Source organism: Streptomyces sp. NPDC048506 (genome assembly GCF_040651315.1).
In the GTDB taxonomy this organism is placed as follows: Bacteria; Actinomycetota; Actinomycetes; order Streptomycetales; family Streptomycetaceae; genus Streptomyces.
Genome location: NZ_JBEZIX010000010.1, coordinates 126,028 through 141,369, shown reverse-complemented (window position 1 = coordinate 141,369; position 15,342 = coordinate 126,028). Strand labels below are relative to the sequence as shown.

10 protein-coding genes and 1 riboswitch are annotated in these 15,342 nt (G+C 71.9%); of the genes, 6 read left to right on the top strand and 4 right to left on the bottom strand.

The window, feature by feature from the left end; all coding sequences use genetic code 11:
* Positions 1 to 38: 38 nt before the first annotated feature.
* From AB0C96_RS10675 to AB0C96_RS10660, 4 genes are all read left to right on the top strand, one after another.
* On the top strand, positions 39 to 1,814 hold the full coding sequence (locus tag AB0C96_RS10675) for a serine/threonine-protein kinase (RefSeq protein WP_362915804.1): 1,776 nt from the start codon (positions 39 to 41) through the stop codon (positions 1,812 to 1,814).
* A 104-nt stretch (positions 1,815 to 1,918) separates the two neighbouring features.
* Positions 1,919 to 3,217, top strand: coding sequence for a PspC domain-containing protein (locus AB0C96_RS10670; RefSeq protein ID WP_362915802.1), 1,299 nt, complete (start codon positions 1,919 to 1,921; stop codon positions 3,215 to 3,217).
* 89 nt (positions 3,218 to 3,306) lie between these two features.
* Positions 3,307 to 4,020: a response regulator transcription factor gene (locus AB0C96_RS10665; protein WP_362915800.1), complete on the top strand. Its 714-nt coding sequence runs from the start codon at positions 3,307 to 3,309 to the stop codon at positions 4,018 to 4,020.
* A 253-nt stretch (positions 4,021 to 4,273) separates the two neighbouring features.
* Positions 4,274 to 5,398: an alpha/beta hydrolase-fold protein gene (locus tag AB0C96_RS10660; protein ID WP_362915798.1), complete on the top strand. Its 1,125-nt coding sequence runs from the start codon at positions 4,274 to 4,276 to the stop codon at positions 5,396 to 5,398.
* Positions 5,399 to 5,624: 226 nt separating this feature from the next.
* On the opposite strand, the gene AB0C96_RS10655 is transcribed toward AB0C96_RS10660, so the two are convergent.
* On the bottom strand, positions 5,625 to 6,776 hold the full coding sequence (locus AB0C96_RS10655; protein ID WP_362915796.1) for an NlpC/P60 family protein: 1,152 nt from the start codon (positions 6,774 to 6,776) through the stop codon (positions 5,625 to 5,627).
* Between the two features lie 321 nt (positions 6,777 to 7,097).
* On the opposite strand from AB0C96_RS10655, the gene AB0C96_RS10650 reads away from it, so the two are divergent.
* Positions 7,098 to 7,451, top strand: a complete 354-nt coding sequence (locus tag AB0C96_RS10650) for a hypothetical protein (RefSeq protein WP_362915794.1) — start codon at positions 7,098 to 7,100, stop codon at positions 7,449 to 7,451.
* 266 nt (positions 7,452 to 7,717) lie between these two features.
* Here the strand turns inward: AB0C96_RS10650 and AB0C96_RS10645 are convergent, their stop codons facing one another.
* Positions 7,718 to 8,863 (bottom strand): C40 family peptidase, encoded by a 1,146-nt coding sequence (locus AB0C96_RS10645; protein WP_362915792.1) that lies wholly within the window; start codon positions 8,861 to 8,863, stop codon positions 7,718 to 7,720.
* 7 nt (positions 8,864 to 8,870) lie between these two features.
* A riboswitch (cyclic di-AMP (ydaO/yuaA leader) is annotated at positions 8,871 to 9,040 on the bottom strand.
* A gap of 354 nt (positions 9,041 to 9,394) precedes the next feature.
* On the opposite strand from AB0C96_RS10645, the gene pcrA reads away from it, so the two are divergent.
* Entirely contained in the window at positions 9,395 to 11,890 is a 2,496-nt protein-coding gene (pcrA, locus tag AB0C96_RS10640) for a DNA helicase PcrA (RefSeq protein WP_362915790.1), read from the top strand.
* 104 nt (positions 11,891 to 11,994) lie between these two features.
* Here pcrA and AB0C96_RS10635 read toward each other — a convergent pair whose 3' ends face one another.
* Positions 11,995 to 13,827: a peptidoglycan DD-metalloendopeptidase family protein gene (locus tag AB0C96_RS10635; RefSeq protein WP_362915788.1), complete on the bottom strand. Its 1,833-nt coding sequence runs from the start codon at positions 13,825 to 13,827 to the stop codon at positions 11,995 to 11,997.
* 190 nt (positions 13,828 to 14,017) lie between these two features.
* Positions 14,018 to 14,968, bottom strand: coding sequence for an alpha/beta fold hydrolase (locus AB0C96_RS10630; RefSeq protein ID WP_362915786.1), 951 nt, complete (start codon positions 14,966 to 14,968; stop codon positions 14,018 to 14,020).
* Between the last annotated feature and the right edge of the window lie 374 nt (positions 14,969 to 15,342).

The window sequence follows — 15,342 nt, the reverse complement described above, 5'->3', positions numbered from 1 at the left end:
GCGCCCTGGATGCGTACGGGTTTCCGGAGGGGCGTGCGGTGGCGGAGGCGGCGTCGGTGGACGAGGGGCGACTGGTCGCCGGGCGGTATCGCCTGGTTGAGCGGATAGGCCAAGGCGGTATGGGCACCGTCTGGCGGGCCCGGGACGAAGTCCTCGGGCGCCAGGTCGCGGTGAAGCGTCTGCATGTCTCACCGCAGCTGGAGCCGGACGAACTGGCGACCCGCCATGAACGCACCACCCGGGAGGCGCAGGCCGCGGCCCGCATCAACCACCCCAACGTGGTGGGCGTGCACGACGTCGTGGACGACGCCGGGATGCCGTGCATCGTCATGGAGTACGTCCCTTCCACGACGCTCGGCGACGCCATCAAGGAGGCCGCCCGGGCCGACAGTTCGGTCACCCCGCGCGAGGCCGCCCGGATCGGCCGCGGCATGATCGCGGCGCTTCGTGCCGCACACACCGCCGGTGTGCTGCACCGTGACGTCAAACCGGGCAACGTGCTGCTCGGCGAGGACGGCCGGGTCGTGCTCACCGACTTCGGCATCGCCGTCGCCTCCGGCACCTCCACGCTCACCAAGACCGGCGAGCTGGTCGGCTCCATCGACTACTTGGCGCCCGAGCGCGTCAAGGGCGGTACCCCGGGCCCCGCCTCCGACCTGTGGGCGCTGGGCGCGACGCTCTATCAGGCGGTCGAAGGACGGCCCCCGTTCCGGAAGAACACCGCGGTCGAGACGGCGTACGCGATCGCCATGGACCCGCTGGAGCCGCCGCGCAACGCCGGAGTACTCACCCCCCTGATCGAGGCGCTGCTCGCCAAGGAACCCCAGGACCGGCCGACGGCCGACGTCGTCGAGCAGGCGCTGCGGGCGGCCGAGAGCGACGCGGAGACCGCCCTGATGGGCTGGCCCACCCTGGCGCTGGGGACCGTGAAGCACAAAGGCCCGGGGACGCCGAACGAGCAGACGGACGCGCCCACCCGCCCGGTGCCGCCCACCGGCACGACGGGAGCCGCACCGGACCGCGCCGGCACCGGGGCGCGCACGGACATCGGTACCGGCCCCGGCGGTGCCGCGACCGGCCGGCTGTCCGTACCGGACGGCGGCGCCGGCGGACGGTCCGTCGACGACCGCACGGACGCGCTGCCCTCCCGGCCGGCGCCTCGTAAGCGGCGGCGTGCCGCAAGAGCCGTGGTGTGGGCCGTCGTGGGGGTGCTGGCCGCCGGCGGTGGCGCGGTCACGGCCTGGTACGCGCTGCACCAGCCCGACGACGACTCCGCGTCGTCGTCCCCGCAGCCGAACAAGGAGAGCGCCCCGGTCCAGCCCAGCGTTCCGGTCAGCACCATCGGGCCGCCGCCGCCCCTCCCCGACGGCTACCACAAGGCCACCGAAGCCGCACTCGGCGTCAGCTTCCCCGTGCCCGACGGCTGGACGCGGCAGGTCAAGGACGGCGGCCGGCAGATCGTCTACGCCTCCGAGTCCGAGCTCGCCCAGCTCACCGTGAGCGTCCTGGACTTCTCCTCCGCGGACCAGGTGCAGCACTTCAAGGACGTCGAGGTGGCCTTCAAGCAGAAGTACCCCGTCTACTCGCGGCTGCGCATGCAGAACACCGTCTTCCAGGGCGACCCCGCGGCCATCTGGGAGTTCACCTTCGGGGGCCGGGCCCGTACGTACCGGGGCATCGACCTCGGGTTCGGCCGCGAGGGCGGCAAGGAGTACGCCGTCTACGTGTCCGCGCCGGACGCCAACTGGACGAAGTTCGAGAGGGTCTTCTCGAACGTGAAGGACGGGTTCCGCAGGACCGACGCGAAGAGCTGAGACGGCATCCGCCCCGTCCCTGAGCCGCCCGGTGGAAAGCTCAGGGACGGGCTCAGGGACGACCCTGATGCCGTCGGCCCCCGCAGCGTGTGACGATCGGGGACATGACCACCGCACCACCCCGCGCCGAGACCGCCTACGGCCCGGCACCGGCCCCCGACGACCCGCCCGTGCGCAAGCTCTACCGCAGCGCCGAAGGGCGGATGCTCGGTGGTGTCGCGCGCGGGCTCGCGGGGCACCTCGGGCTGCCCGTCTCCTGGGTGCGGATCGTCTTCGTGGCCCTCTTCATGGCCGACGGCCTGGGCGCCCTGCTCTACGCCGCGTTCTGGTTCTTCGTCCCGCTCGGCGTCGGCGGCGTGGAGCACCGCCCGCCCGCCCCGGCCCACGAGAAGCGGCGCATGCTGCGCCACAGGCCCGACAGGGGACAGGTCTTCGCGCTGATCGCGCTCCTGATCGGCGCCTCCGTCATCGCCTCCCGGTTCCAGCTGGGCCGGGCCAACGGCTACCTCTGGCCCGTCCTGCTGATCGGAGTCGGCGTCGCCCTGGTGTGGCGTCAGGCGGACAACTCCCGCCGCGCCCAGTGGCTGGAGCTCGGCCGCCGCAAGGCCCTCCTGCCGGTGCTGCGCGGCGCGGCCGGGGTGCTGCTGGTCGGCGTCGGCGTGACCGGCATCGTCGTGCTCCAGGGCTCGGTGCGGCACCTCGGCTCGGTGCTCCAGGCCTCGCTCGCCGTCGTCGTGGGCATCGCCCTGCTCGCCGGCCCCTATCTCGTCCGGATGATGCAGGACCTCTCCGAGGAGCGGCTGATGCGCATCCGCGCCCAGGAGCGCGCCGAAGTGGCCGCCCACGTCCACGACTCCGTGCTGCACACCCTCACCCTGATCCAGCGCAATGCCGACGACCCCCGCGAGGTGGCGCGCCTGGCCCGCGCCCAGGAGCGGGAGTTGCGCGCCTGGCTCTACAAGCCCGAGGGCCGCGGAAAGGAGGAGGACGAGGAGCCGGCGACGGTGGCGGAGGCGGTCCGCACCGCCGCCGCCGAGGTCGAGGACCACCACGGCGTCCCGATCGAGGTGGTGATCGTCGGCGACTGCCCGCTCGACGAGGCGCTGAGCGCCCAGATGCAGGCCGCGCGCGAGGCGATGGTCAACGCCGCCAAGTACGGTGGCGAGGGCGGCGCGGTGCAGGTGTTCGCCGAGGTGGAGGGCCGTACGGTCTTCGTCTCGGTGCGCGACCGCGGTCCGGGGTTCGACCTGGACGCGGTCCCCGCGGACCGCATGGGCGTACGGGAGTCCATCATCGGCCGCATGGAGCGCAACGGCGGCACCGCCCGGCTGCGCGCCGCCCCCGACGGCGGCACGGTCGTCGAGCTGGAGATGGAGCGCGCGGCGCAGGAGTCCGACCGGTGACCGGGCCGAGCCGGGGCCGGCCACCGGCGACGGAGCCGCCCGTGACACGGGATGATGACGGAGCAGACACCGAGGGACGGACGGAAGACATGAGCAGCGAGGGCGCACAGCAGGGCGAGAACGGCAGCGGGGCGGCGGAGGGCCGGACCGTGCGGGTCGTCCTGGTCGACGACCACCGGATGTTCCGTACGGGCGTCCAGGCCGAGATCGGCGAGACCGACCGCACCGGCGTCGAGGTGGTGGGGGAGGCCGCCGACGTCGACCAGGCGATCACGGTGATCACCGCCACCCGCCCCGAGGTCGTCCTCCTGGACGTCCACCTCCCCGGTGGCGGCGGCGCCGAGGTGCTGCGCCGCAGTGCCGCGATGATGGCCGACGCCGAGCGCCCGGTTCGCTTCCTCGCGCTCTCCGTCTCCGACGCGGCCGAGGACGTCATCGGCGTGATCCGCGGCGGCGCCCGCGGCTACGTCACCAAGACGATCACCGGCACGGACCTGGTCAACGCGATCTTCCGGGTCGCCGACGGCGACGCGGTGTTCTCCCCGCGGCTGGCCGGCTTCGTCCTGGACGCCTTCGCCTCGACGGACGCCCCGCCGGTGGACGAGGACCTGGACCGGCTCACCCAGCGAGAGCGCGAGGTGCTGCGGATGATCGCCCGCGGCTACGCCTACAAGGAGGTCGCCAAGCAACTGTTCATCTCGGTGAAGACCGTGGAGTCGCATGTCTCGGCGGTGCTCAGGAAGCTCCAGCTCTCCAACCGCCACGAGCTGACCCGCTGGGCCGCCGCCCGCCGTCTGGTCTGACCTCGTCGGCCGCTGTGACCTGCGGGAACGCCATCCGTGCCGGACCGGGCGGGCGCCCGGTACCGGACCGGTCACGGCAGCACGGGACGGCGCGGGACACGGAGGTAAAGCGCACGACGAGGGCGTAAAGAAGGACCAAAGACGCGCAACCAGGACCACGCGGATCTCCTCTAAGGGCGCGGAGAGGCTCACTGCCGGAGGCGGGGCCCGAACCACCCCACGTCCTTCGCACAGTCCTGGAAGCGAGTTCCCGATGAGCCTGACGGGCACGCCCTTCTTCCTCACCTCGATCGCGCTGCTGATCGTCGGCGTCGTGCTGCCGCTCGCCCTGTGGACCCGGATAGCCGGGCCGCCCATGGTGCGCGGCCTCACCCGGTTGCTGATGCTGGTGTTCGCCCAGGCCACGGCCATCACCCTGGTCTTCGTCCTGGTCAACAACGCCAACAACCTCTACGACACCTGGGGCGATCTGCTCGGCACCGACAGTCATATCGCGGCGGCCAAGGACCTCGGCCCCGACGGCATGGGCGGCCAGAAGATCAAGAACGAGCCCAAGCAGATCCAGCAGTTCCGGCAGCCGGACGACCCGCGGGTGGGCCCGGGCGTGCAGATGACCGACCTCCAGGGCCGCATCTCCGGCGTGATGGGCGAGGTGTACGTCTGGCTGCCGCCGCAGTACAACGACCCCGCTTACAAGGACAAGAAGTTCCCGGTCGTCGAGCTGCTGCCCGGCTACCCCGGTTCGGCGAAGGCCTGGTTCGGGGCGCTGCATGTGACCGAGCAGCTCAAGCCGCTGATGGAGCGCGGCGCGATCAAGCCGTTCATCCTGGTGGCGCCGCGCACGAACATCCTCACCGGCGCCGACACCGGATGCGTCAACATCCCCGGCAAGGTCAACGCCGACAGCTGGCTGACCGTCGACGTCCGCAAGATGGTCACCGACAACTTCCGGGCCGGCGACAAGCCGGACTCCTGGGCCCTGGCCGGCTACTCGGCCGGCGCGCACTGCGCCAGCAAGCTCGCCCTGGCGCACCCGGACCGCTACCGCGCCGCGGTCGCCATGTCCGGCTACAACGACCCGGCGCTGGAGCCCGACTCGCTCGCCGGCAAGGACCCCAAGCTGCGCATCGAGTCCAACCCGATGCACATCCTGAAGTCCGCCAACGCGGCCGGTCGGCCGCCCCGTACGGCGCTGTACGTGTCGGGCGCGGCGGGCGACGGCTACCAGGCCGGCATCGGGCTGCGCCAGCTCGCCAAGCGGCCGACGACGGTGACCGTCCAGCTGATCCCGGCGAGCGCGGGCGGCCACACCACGGCGGTCTGGCGGCACCAGGTGCCCGAGGTCTTCCGCTGGCTCGGGACACAGCTCAAGGCGTGAGGGGCGGGTACGGGGGCCCTTAGGGGGCGGGGGAACAGATCCCGTAGGGGATGCGAGCGCCCCCTGCGGGGCCACAACTGACCGCGGGCGGGAGGTATTCCCGCGCCCCGCACCCCGTGGCTCGTGCCCTCTGTCCCGCGGCTCGCCGCCTGGCCCCCGGCCGGCCGTCCCCTCCTCCTCGCTACGCCGGCCGTCTCCTCCTCGCTACGCGGCCGTCTCCCCTCGCCTACGCCGGCCGGGTGGCCCCCGCGAACGGCATCTGGTCGATCGGCGCGATCCGCACCGGAGCGCCCGGGTGGGGGGCGTGGATCATCTTCCCGTCGCCGATGTACAGGCCGACGTGGCTGATGCCGGAGTAGAAGAACACCAGGTCGCCGGGGGCGAGTTGGGACCGGTCGATCCGCGGACCGGAGCTGATCTGGGTGTAGGTGGTGCGGGGGAGGGAGACCCCGCCGGACTTCCAGGCGGCCTGGGTCAGCCCCGAGCAGTCGTACGCGGAGGGGCCGGTGGCGCCCCAGACGTACGGCTTGCCGAGGGCGGCGTAGGCGAAAGAAACGGCGCGTGCGGCCCGGGAGTTGGGCGCCTGGGCGGTGACCGCGGCCGCCGCGGTGGCCGCCGCGCCCGCGGGGATGCCGCCGAGGAGGCCGTCACCGCGACCCGTCCCCCGGTCCGCGCGGCCGGCGCCCCCCGCGGCCCGGGAGTCGCCCCCGCCCGCCATCCGCTGCCGCTGCTCCGCGGTCAGCCGGCTCAACAACTGCTCGGCGGCGTCCAGTTTCCGTACGACCGTGACCCGGTGCTTCTTCAGCCGGGCCTCGGTGGACACCAGCCGCTGCGCGGTGTGCTCGGCCTGCTCCCGGACCTGGCGGACGCTGCCGAGCCGGCGCGCATAGCCGGCCATCGCGGTCGCCTGGTGGCTGCCGGTGCGCTCCAGTACCGCGGCGCCGTCCAGATAGCGCTGCGGGTCGGCGGAGAGCAGCAGCTGAACGGTCGGGTCCACGCCGCCGGAGCGGTACTGCGACGCGGCCAGGGTGCCCAACTCGGCGCGGGCGGTGTTCAGTTTCCGGGTCCGGCGGGCGGCCTCGTCCTGAAGTCTGCTCAGCTCCTCGCGTGCGTGGTCGGCGGCTTCCTTCGCGCCGTTGTAGTTCTGTGTGGCCACCTCTGCCTCCTGGTACAGCGCGTCGACCCGGTCCTTGACCTGGGCGGGAGTGGGCTGGGGTGCGGCCTGACCGGTGCCGCCTGCGGCGGTGGCGGTGGCGGCGCCTGCGAGGGCCAGGGTGGCGGCCGTACGAGCGGTGCGCGCACTGCGCGAGCCGCCGCCGATGAGCGCGGCGAGCGGATGCTGCCTGGGCTTGCGGTGCGAGGCCACGGTGGCCGTCACTTCCTTCCCTTAGGGCCGTCGGCCCGGCGGCGGTCCGCTTCGAGGCGCGGGCCGCCGCCTGACCTTCGGCGGGGCGGCCGGCGGACACCGGTGTGGAGCCCGGCGATGGCGGGGAGCCGGCCGCCTGGAGGAGGACGCTAGACCTGGGCGTCACGGGGGTGAGCCCGTTTGCCCGGCATTGTTCGGTTTCGACCGGCGCCGGTACGCGGCTGACCGCGGCGCCATGACCGCGCGGCCGGGACCGGTCTGCCGTGACCGAAGCGGCGATTGTGTGCGCCCTGCCGGAAGGGCCGTGCTATGCGGCGGCTACGATCCAGCACTATGGACGTAGTAATCAATGTCTTCGTCGGCCTGCACATCATCGGTATCGCCGCCCTGCTGGGCGGCTTCCTGACCCAGATGAAGGCGATGGGCGCGGGCACCGCGCGCTTCGTACCGGCCATGCTGCACGGCGCGCTGACGATGCTGGTGACCGGCATCGTGCTGGTGGGCCTCAACCAGGCCGAGGGCCACACCCTCAACAACATCAAGATCGGCATCAAGATGGCCGTCCTGGTGGTGATCCTGGCGCTGGTGTACGTCAAGCGGGACGAGGAGACGGTCGCCAAGCCGGTCTTCGCCACGGTGGGCGGGCTCACGGTCGCCAACATCTTCATCGCGGTGCTCTGGACCTGAGCGACGGACCGCATCGCGCGCCGAACGGATCGGACCACGCACCGCGCGCCGAACGGATCGCACCGCGCACCGCGCGCCGAACGGATCGCACCGCGCACCGCGCACCGAACGGACCGCACAACGCATCGCGGCCGCCCCGTCACGGCGGCCTCAACCGCACACCGCGCGGTCCTCGCACTCCGGGATCCGGAGGCGAGGGCCGCGCGGCGGCGTGTGGGGGGTGGCCCGTGGGGGGTGGCCTTGAGGGGGTGGAGCGGGGCCGCGGCTCAGGCCGGGCGGACGCTCCCGTAGATCGGCATGTAGTAGATCGACTCCACCCGGACGTTGGCGCCCGGGTGCGGGGCGTGGATCATCTTGCCGTCGCCTATGTACATGCCGACGTGGCTGATGTCGTCGAAGAAGAAGACGAGGTCACCGGGCTGGAGGTTGCTGGTCGCCACCCGCTGGCCGACCTTGACCTGGTCCCAGGTGGTGCGCGGCAGATCGACACCGGCCGCCTTCCAGGCCGCCTGCGTCAGCCCCGAGCAGTCGTAGGAGTTGGGGCCGGTCGCGCCCCAGACGTACGGCTTGCCTATCTGGGCGCGGGCGAACGCCAGGGCCTTTTCGGCCTTGGTGGAGTTCGAGCTCCCGGTGGAGCCGCCGCTGCTGGTGCCACCACCGGTCTGCCCGCCGGACGTGCCGCCGGTCTGCTGCTGTCGCTCGCGCTCCTGCTGCCGGCGCGCCTCCTCCTCGGCCTTGCGCTTGGCCGCCGCCTCCTTCTGGCGCTCCAACTCCGCCAGCCGCGCCTTCTCCTGGGCGGTCAGCCGCGACAGCAGTTGCCGGGTCTCGGCGAGCTTCTGCTGGACGGACTGCTTGGACGCCTTGAGGGAGGACTGCGTCTCCTGGAGCTGATCCAGGCTGCGGCTCGCCTCGGCCCGCTGGCGCGCCGCCGCTGACGCCTGCTTCTGGTAGTCGGCGACGGCCTGCTGCTGCCGGCTGGTCAGCCGCTCCATCAGGTGGCTGCGGTCGAAGAACTGCTGCGGGTCCTTGGCGAGCATCAGCTGCGCCGTCGGGTTCATCCCACCGCTCCGGTACTGCGCCGAGGCGAAGGTGCCCAGTTCGCGCCGGGAGTCGTTCATCTTCTGCGCGCGCTTGGCGGCGTCGTTGAGCAGACCGTTGACGGCGTCCCGCTGGTGGTCGGCGCGCTCCTTGGCCGCGTTGTACTTCTGGGTGGCCACCTCGGCCTGGTGGTAGAGGCCGTCGACCTTCTGCTTGACCTCTTCGATGGACGGCTTGGGCGCACGGGGGGCGGCGTCGGCGGACTGCGAGAGCAGGGTGACCGAGGCGAGCGCCGCAGTGGTGAGCCCGGCGGCCGTACGGCGGCTTCCGGGCGAGGTGAGAACGCTGGTGCGCGGCTTGCGATGGGACGCCAAGGCCGGCAACTCCTTCCGTGGGCCGCCTACCGGGTTAGCTGTCGGGTTCGGGCGGTGTCGCTGACGGAAGGTTTGCCCTACGGTCCGTGCGTCCGCTGGCGCGTCGCACGGATCGATTCACCCCGGTGATGCGTGTGGGTCCCCGGCTCCGGCCGGGGGACCCAGGGTTGAAGGTCTTCCGGCGCGTCTGGACTCGGCGGAGGCGGCCCGTGCCGGTGCTGTCACCGACGGCGTGCGGGCTGCCCGAGCCAGGACGTTAGCCAACTCGTGTGGCTCCTGTGAAGGCTGATGTTCGATATGCCCGAAACCTTTTCGTGACCTTTTTGCGGGAGCGTCGTGGCGGATACGGACGGCGCTCGACAGCACACGGAACGAGGTCGTCCGGCACACGGAACGGGGTCGTCCGGCACACGGAACTGGGTCTTCCGCCACGCGGAAACGGGATCTTCCGCCACGCGGAACGGGGTCATCCGGCCGTCTCTCCCCACTCGCCAGCACGCTGTCGGTGCCGCGGCCTAGACTCGGTGGGCGATGAGCAGCCTCTTTGACGACAGCTTCCTGGCGGACCTCGCCCACAAGGACGAGGAGGAGCACCCGCCGCCTCCCGAGCACGAGCACGAGCCGGCCTCGGAGGAGATCCCCGCCGACCTCTTCGGCGGGCGGTTCGACGCACCGGTGCACGCGGAGCCGTACTACCGCGACGGCGCCGCCCGCCCGGTCGTCGACCCCGCGGCGCTGCTGGAGGGGCTCAACGACCAGCAGAAGGCCGCCGTGGTGCACACCGGCGGCCCGTTGCTGATCGTCGCCGGCGCCGGCTCCGGCAAGACCCGGGTGCTCACCCACCGCATCGCCCACCTGCTCGCCGAGCGCCACGTCCACCCCGGCCAGATCCTCGCGATCACGTTCACGAACAAGGCCGCGGGCGAGATGAAGGAGCGCGTGGAGCAGCTGGTCGGCCCGCGCGCCAACGCGATGTGGGTCTCCACCTTCCACAGCGCCTGCGTGCGGATCCTGCGCCGCGAGTCCAAGAAGCTGGGCTTCACGTCGTCCTTCTCGATCTACGACGCGGCCGATTCGAAGCGCCTGATGGCGCTGGTCTGCCGCGATCTGGACCTGGACCCCAAGCGCTTCCCGCCCAAGTCCTTCAGCGCCAAGATCTCCAACCTCAAGAACGAGCTCATCGACGAGGAGAGCTTCGCCGGGACGGCGGCTGGGGGCACCTCCCAGACGGAGTCTGGGGGAGGTTTTGAGAAGACCCTGGCCGAGGCGTACGCGATGTACCAGGCGCGGCTGCGCGAGGCCAACGCCCTGGACTTCGACGACATCATCATGACGACGGTCAACCTGCTCCAGGCCTTCCCCGACGTCGCCGAGCACTACCGCCGCCGCTTCCGCCACGTCCTCGTCGACGAGTACCAGGACACCAACCACGCCCAGTACACCCTCGTCCGCGAACTGGTCGGCCCCGCCGAGACCGCCGCCGAGCTGTGCGTCGTCGGCGACGCCGACCAGTCGATCTACGCCTTCCGCGGCGCGACCATCCGCAACATCCTCCAGTTCGAGGAGGACTACCCGGACGCCACGACGATCATGCTGGAGCAGAACTACCGCTCCTCGCAGACGATCCTGTCCGCCGCCAACGCGGTCATCGAGCGCAACGAGAACCGCCGCCCCAAGAACCTCTGGACGGACGCCGGCGCCGGACCCAAGATCACCGGCTATGTCGCCGACACCGAGCACGACGAGGCGCAGTTCGTCGCCGACGAGATCGACCGGCTGACCGACGCCGGCGACGCCAAGGCCGGCGACGTCGCCGTCTTCTACCGCACCAACGCCCAGTCCCGTGTCTTCGAAGAGATCTTCATCCGGGTCGGGTTGCCCTACAAGGTCGTCGGCGGTGTGCGCTTCTACGAGCGCAAGGAGGTCCGCGACATCCTCGCGTACCTGCGGGTGCTCGCCAACCCCGAGGACAGCGTCCCGCTCCGCCGCATCCTGAACGTCCCCAAGCGCGGCATCGGTGAGCGCGCCGAGGCGATGATCGACGCCCTGTCGTCGCGCGAGAAGATCACCTTCCCGCAGGCGCTGCGCCGGGTCGACGAGGCGTACGGCATGGCCGCCCGCTCCGCCAACGCCGTCAAGCGCTTCAACGTCCTGATGGAGGAGCTGCGGACGGTCGTCGAGTCCGGCGCCGGACCCGCCACGATCCTGGAAGCGGTACTGGAGCGCACGGGCTACCTCGCCGAGCTCCAGGCCTCCACCGACCCGCAGGACGAGACCCGGATCGAGAACCTCCAGGAACTCGCCGCCGTTGCCCTGGAGTTCGAGCAGGACCGCGGGGAGGCGAACCCCGGCACGCTCTCCGACTTCCTGGAGCAGGTCGCCCTCGTCGCCGACTCCGACCAGATCCCGGACGAGGACGAGGAGGGCAGCGGCGTGATCACGCTCATGACGCTGCACACCGCCAAGGGCCTGGAGTTCCCGGTCGTCTTCCTGACCGGCATGGAGGACGGCGTCTTCCCGCACCTGCGCGCGCTGGGCCAGACCAAGGAGCTGGAGGAGGAGCGCCGGCTGGCCTACGTGGGCATCACCCGGGCCCGCCAGCGGCTCTACGTCACCCGCTCGACGATGCGCAGCGCCTGGGGCCAGCCCTCGTACAACCCGCCCTCGCGGTTCCTGGAGGAGATCCCGGACGACTACGTGGAGTGGCGGCGGACCGGGCCCGCGACGCCGTCCGCCTCGATGGGCGGTCTCTCGTCGCGGGGCGGCGGCGGGGGCTTCGGCGGGGGGATCGGCTCCACGCTGTCGTCGGCCCGTGCGAAGGGGCCCAGCGGCTTCGCCACCCGCCGTGCCAACGACCGCCAGGTGGTCTCGTTGGCCGTCGGCGACCGGGTCACCCATGACAGCTTCGGCCTCGGCACGGTCGTCGGCGTCAAGGGCAGCGGCGACAACGCCGAGGCGACCATCGACTTCGGCGGCGAGAAGCCCAAGCGGCTCCTGCTGCGCTACGCACCGGTGGAGAAGCTCTAGGCACCCCTGGGGGAGCCTCTCGGCCCGCCCCTACGGGTACAGAGGGAACGGGACCCGCGCGACAGTGTGGGTCCCGTGGTGCATGCAGGAACGGTACGGCGGGGTCAGTTCGGGTCGAGGCCGTGGCTGCGCAGCCAGGGCAGCGGGTCTATCGCCGAGTCGCCGCCGGGCCGTACCTCGAAGTGCAGGTGCGGGCCGGTGGAGTTGCCCGAGTTGCCCGAGTAGGCGATCTGGTCGCCGGCCTTGACCTCACCGGAACGGATCTTGGTGCTGCTCAGATGGCAGTACCAGGTCTCGGTGCCGTCGGGCGCGGTCACGATCGCCATGTTGCCGTAGGCGGTGTTCCACTGCGTGCGGATGATGCCGTCGGTGGCGGCCATGACCGGCGTGCCGTAGCTGACCGGGAAGTCGATGCCGGTGTGCACGGACATCCAGTTCACGCCGGCCTGGCCGAAGAGCGCGCTCAGCCCGTGCTGGGTGACCGGCAGTACGAACTTGGGCCGCAGGGCCTCCTTGCGGGCCGCCTCCTCCGCCTTGCGCTTGCGCTCCAGCGCCTGGCGCTCCTTGAGGTCGATCCGCTCCTGGGTACGGCTGGCGCGGTCGCGGAAGTCGCTGGCGCTGGCGCTGAGGCCGGCGAGCTGGGAGTCGAGCTTCTTGTTGGCGGCGGAGCTCTTGACGCCCCCCGGGTCGACCGGACCGGCCTGGTTGGTGGTGTCGTCCTTGCCGTCCCCGCTGAAGTTGGCGACGGACGCGGCGGCCACGCCGCACACCCCCATGGCGGCGACCGAGGGAACGGCGACGGTCAGCAGCGCCGAACGCTTCGCCGGACGCCGACGGCCCCGGCCGCGGACGGCCTTGCCGGGCGCCGGCCCGACGACCCGCCGGCCGGCGGGGGCGGCGGACGCGGTGGCGACCGCCGGCATGGCCTGCGTCATGGCGTCGGCCACGGCTGCGGCGTCGCTGAGGTCGGTGCCGCCGTCGCTGTCGCCGAGTCCGTCGGGCTCGGCGGGGGAGCCGTCGTGGTGCGGGGCGGAGTCGTCCCACGCGGAGCGGCCCCACGGTCCGCTGTCGCCCGGCGGCGGGCCGGCCTGCGCCGGGATCCCGGCGATCAGCTCCTGGTCGGTGGTCGACCAGATCGCCGTGGCCTCGTAGCTCGGGGTCTCGTAGCTCGCGGTCTCGAAAGTCGCGGTCTCGAAGGCTGCGGTCTCCTCGACCGCGGTGGCCTGCGGGCCGATGGTGTCGTAGCCGCCCGCCGTGCCGTAGGTGCCCGCCGTGCCGTACGTGCCGGTCGGCTCGTGCGCCCCGGCCGTCTCGTAGGCACCGGTCGCCTCGTAGCCGACCGCGGCGTAACTGCCGGTGTCGTAGGGGCTGGTGGGGTAGCTCCCGGTGTCGTACCCGCCGTGCCCGTAGGCGGTGGCCCCGTAGGCGATCGCCTCCGACGCCGGGGCGTCGTAGCCGGTGTGGGCGTAGGGGTCGTAGCCCGCGGCGGTCGGCTGCGGGTCGGTGAGGGCGTGCGCGCCGGTGTCGTACGCGCCGGTGCCCCACTGCGTCGTGTCGTAGGAGCCGGTGTCGTAGACGCCGGCGGAGTGGCCGTCGGCGGCGGGGTAGGCCCCTGTGTCGTATCCGCCGGTCTGGAAGCTGCCCGTGCCGTAGGCGTTCTCACCGTAGGCGTCGGTGTGGTGGGTGCCGGTGTCGTACACCGCGGCGTGGTACGTGCCCGTGTCGTACGCGCCGGTGTCGTACGCGCCGGTGTCGTAGGCCTGTGTGCCGTAGGAGCCGGGGAGCGAACCGAAGAGGGGGTCGCCGGTGCCGTAATCGGCACCGGTGGCCGGGGAATGCTGCTGCCCGTAGGAGTCGTAGGCCGGATAGTGCGCATACGAGGCGTCGGAAGCGGAGCCGGTCGGAAGCGGACCTTCCGATGGGTGACGGTCGTTCACCAACTTCTCTTTCGCCTCGACAGCAGGAGAATTAGCGGCGACTGTACCCGGCGGTACGCGACGGCGACAATCTTCAACCGGTTTTGGGTTCGCCGAGACCGGGCATTTGGCCGCCTTTCGGTAGCCGCCATGCGCGTTCTTGGCGCGTCGTTCGATGTCTGTTCGATCGCGCGACGTCTTGCGGGCGGAGTCAGGCGACCGAGGCCGAGTCCGTGGCTCCGTCCGTCGCCGCTGTCCCGGACGAGGCCAGTGCTTCCCGTATGCCGGCCGCGACGGTGCCGTTGACCGGTAGCGCGAGATGCCCGACACCGGCGATGTGCACGTTGTGCGCGATCAAATCCGGGTGAGTGATTCTGGCCGTGGTGGCCGGAACCATCACCTGATCCTCCTCGCTCCAGAAAGCGACGAATTGCGTCCGGCAATTCGGGGCCGGCAGCGACAACTCCGCTATCACTTCCGAACCCGGGCGCATCTGGCGGACGATCGGGTGCGCCGGCAGCAGGGCCGCGACACGGGTGCCGGAGTGCGGAGTGCCGAGCGTGACGACCGTGCGGACGCGGAGGTCACCGCCCAGGCGCTGGACGTAATAGCGCGCGATGAGCCCGCCGAGGCTGTGGCCCACGATGTCCACCCGGCGGTGACCGGTCCGCACGCACGCCTCTTCCACATGGCGGCCGAGCAGCTCGGCCGCCTTGCGGAGGTCGCAGGTCAGCGGGGAGTAATTGAGCGCCTCGACATGGCGCCAGCCGTGCCGGAGCAGCGAACGGCGCAGCAGCACGAAGACCGAGCGGTTGTCGATGAAGCCGTGCAGCAGCAGGACCGGCGGGTGCGACCGGCCCTCGGTCGGGAGGAGTGCGGGCGGATCGGCCGCGGCGGGGCCCGGCCTCGTCGTCGGACGCCCTCCCGGATGCCCTGCCCGGGGCTCTGCCGCGGGGGTCGGCGTGGGCCGGGGTGCGGCGCGTTCCTGGGAGATGCCGGTCGGGTAGAGCAGGAGGTGACCGGCGAGGACCACCAGGTCCACGACAGTACTGCGCAGCAGTAGCGACGACGCACGCCCGGGGAGCAGCCGCGCGCACCGGAGGGGCGCCGCAACGGCGCGGGCGATCAGAAGAGGTGCGGAGAGAAAGGGCAGGGCCTGCATGACCGACCTCCCGAACGGCATGCGGAAGACGGCTCCGACCCCCGTATGCCCTCATGGGAAGCCGCGAGCGCGACGGCGCGTGTGCGGCGCACCCGCCCTGATGCGCGCCGGAAGGCGCGGTGGCTTGGCTGCGGCTCCCCGGGCGCCCGGCCCGCGCACGCTGCGCCACCTGTCCGTGGCGTGACGACACGCGGAACGCGGCGCGTAGCGAACGTGTCCCACGTGTGATTTCCCCCTCGCCGGATGTCACGAAACGGCTGGGTACGGGATGCTGGAGATAACGTTCGTTCACGCTCGTGGCCGCCGGATCGCGGCCGCGCGATCGATTGTCGGCTCGGCGACACCACCGTGTCGTGCATGGCTTGGAGGCAGTG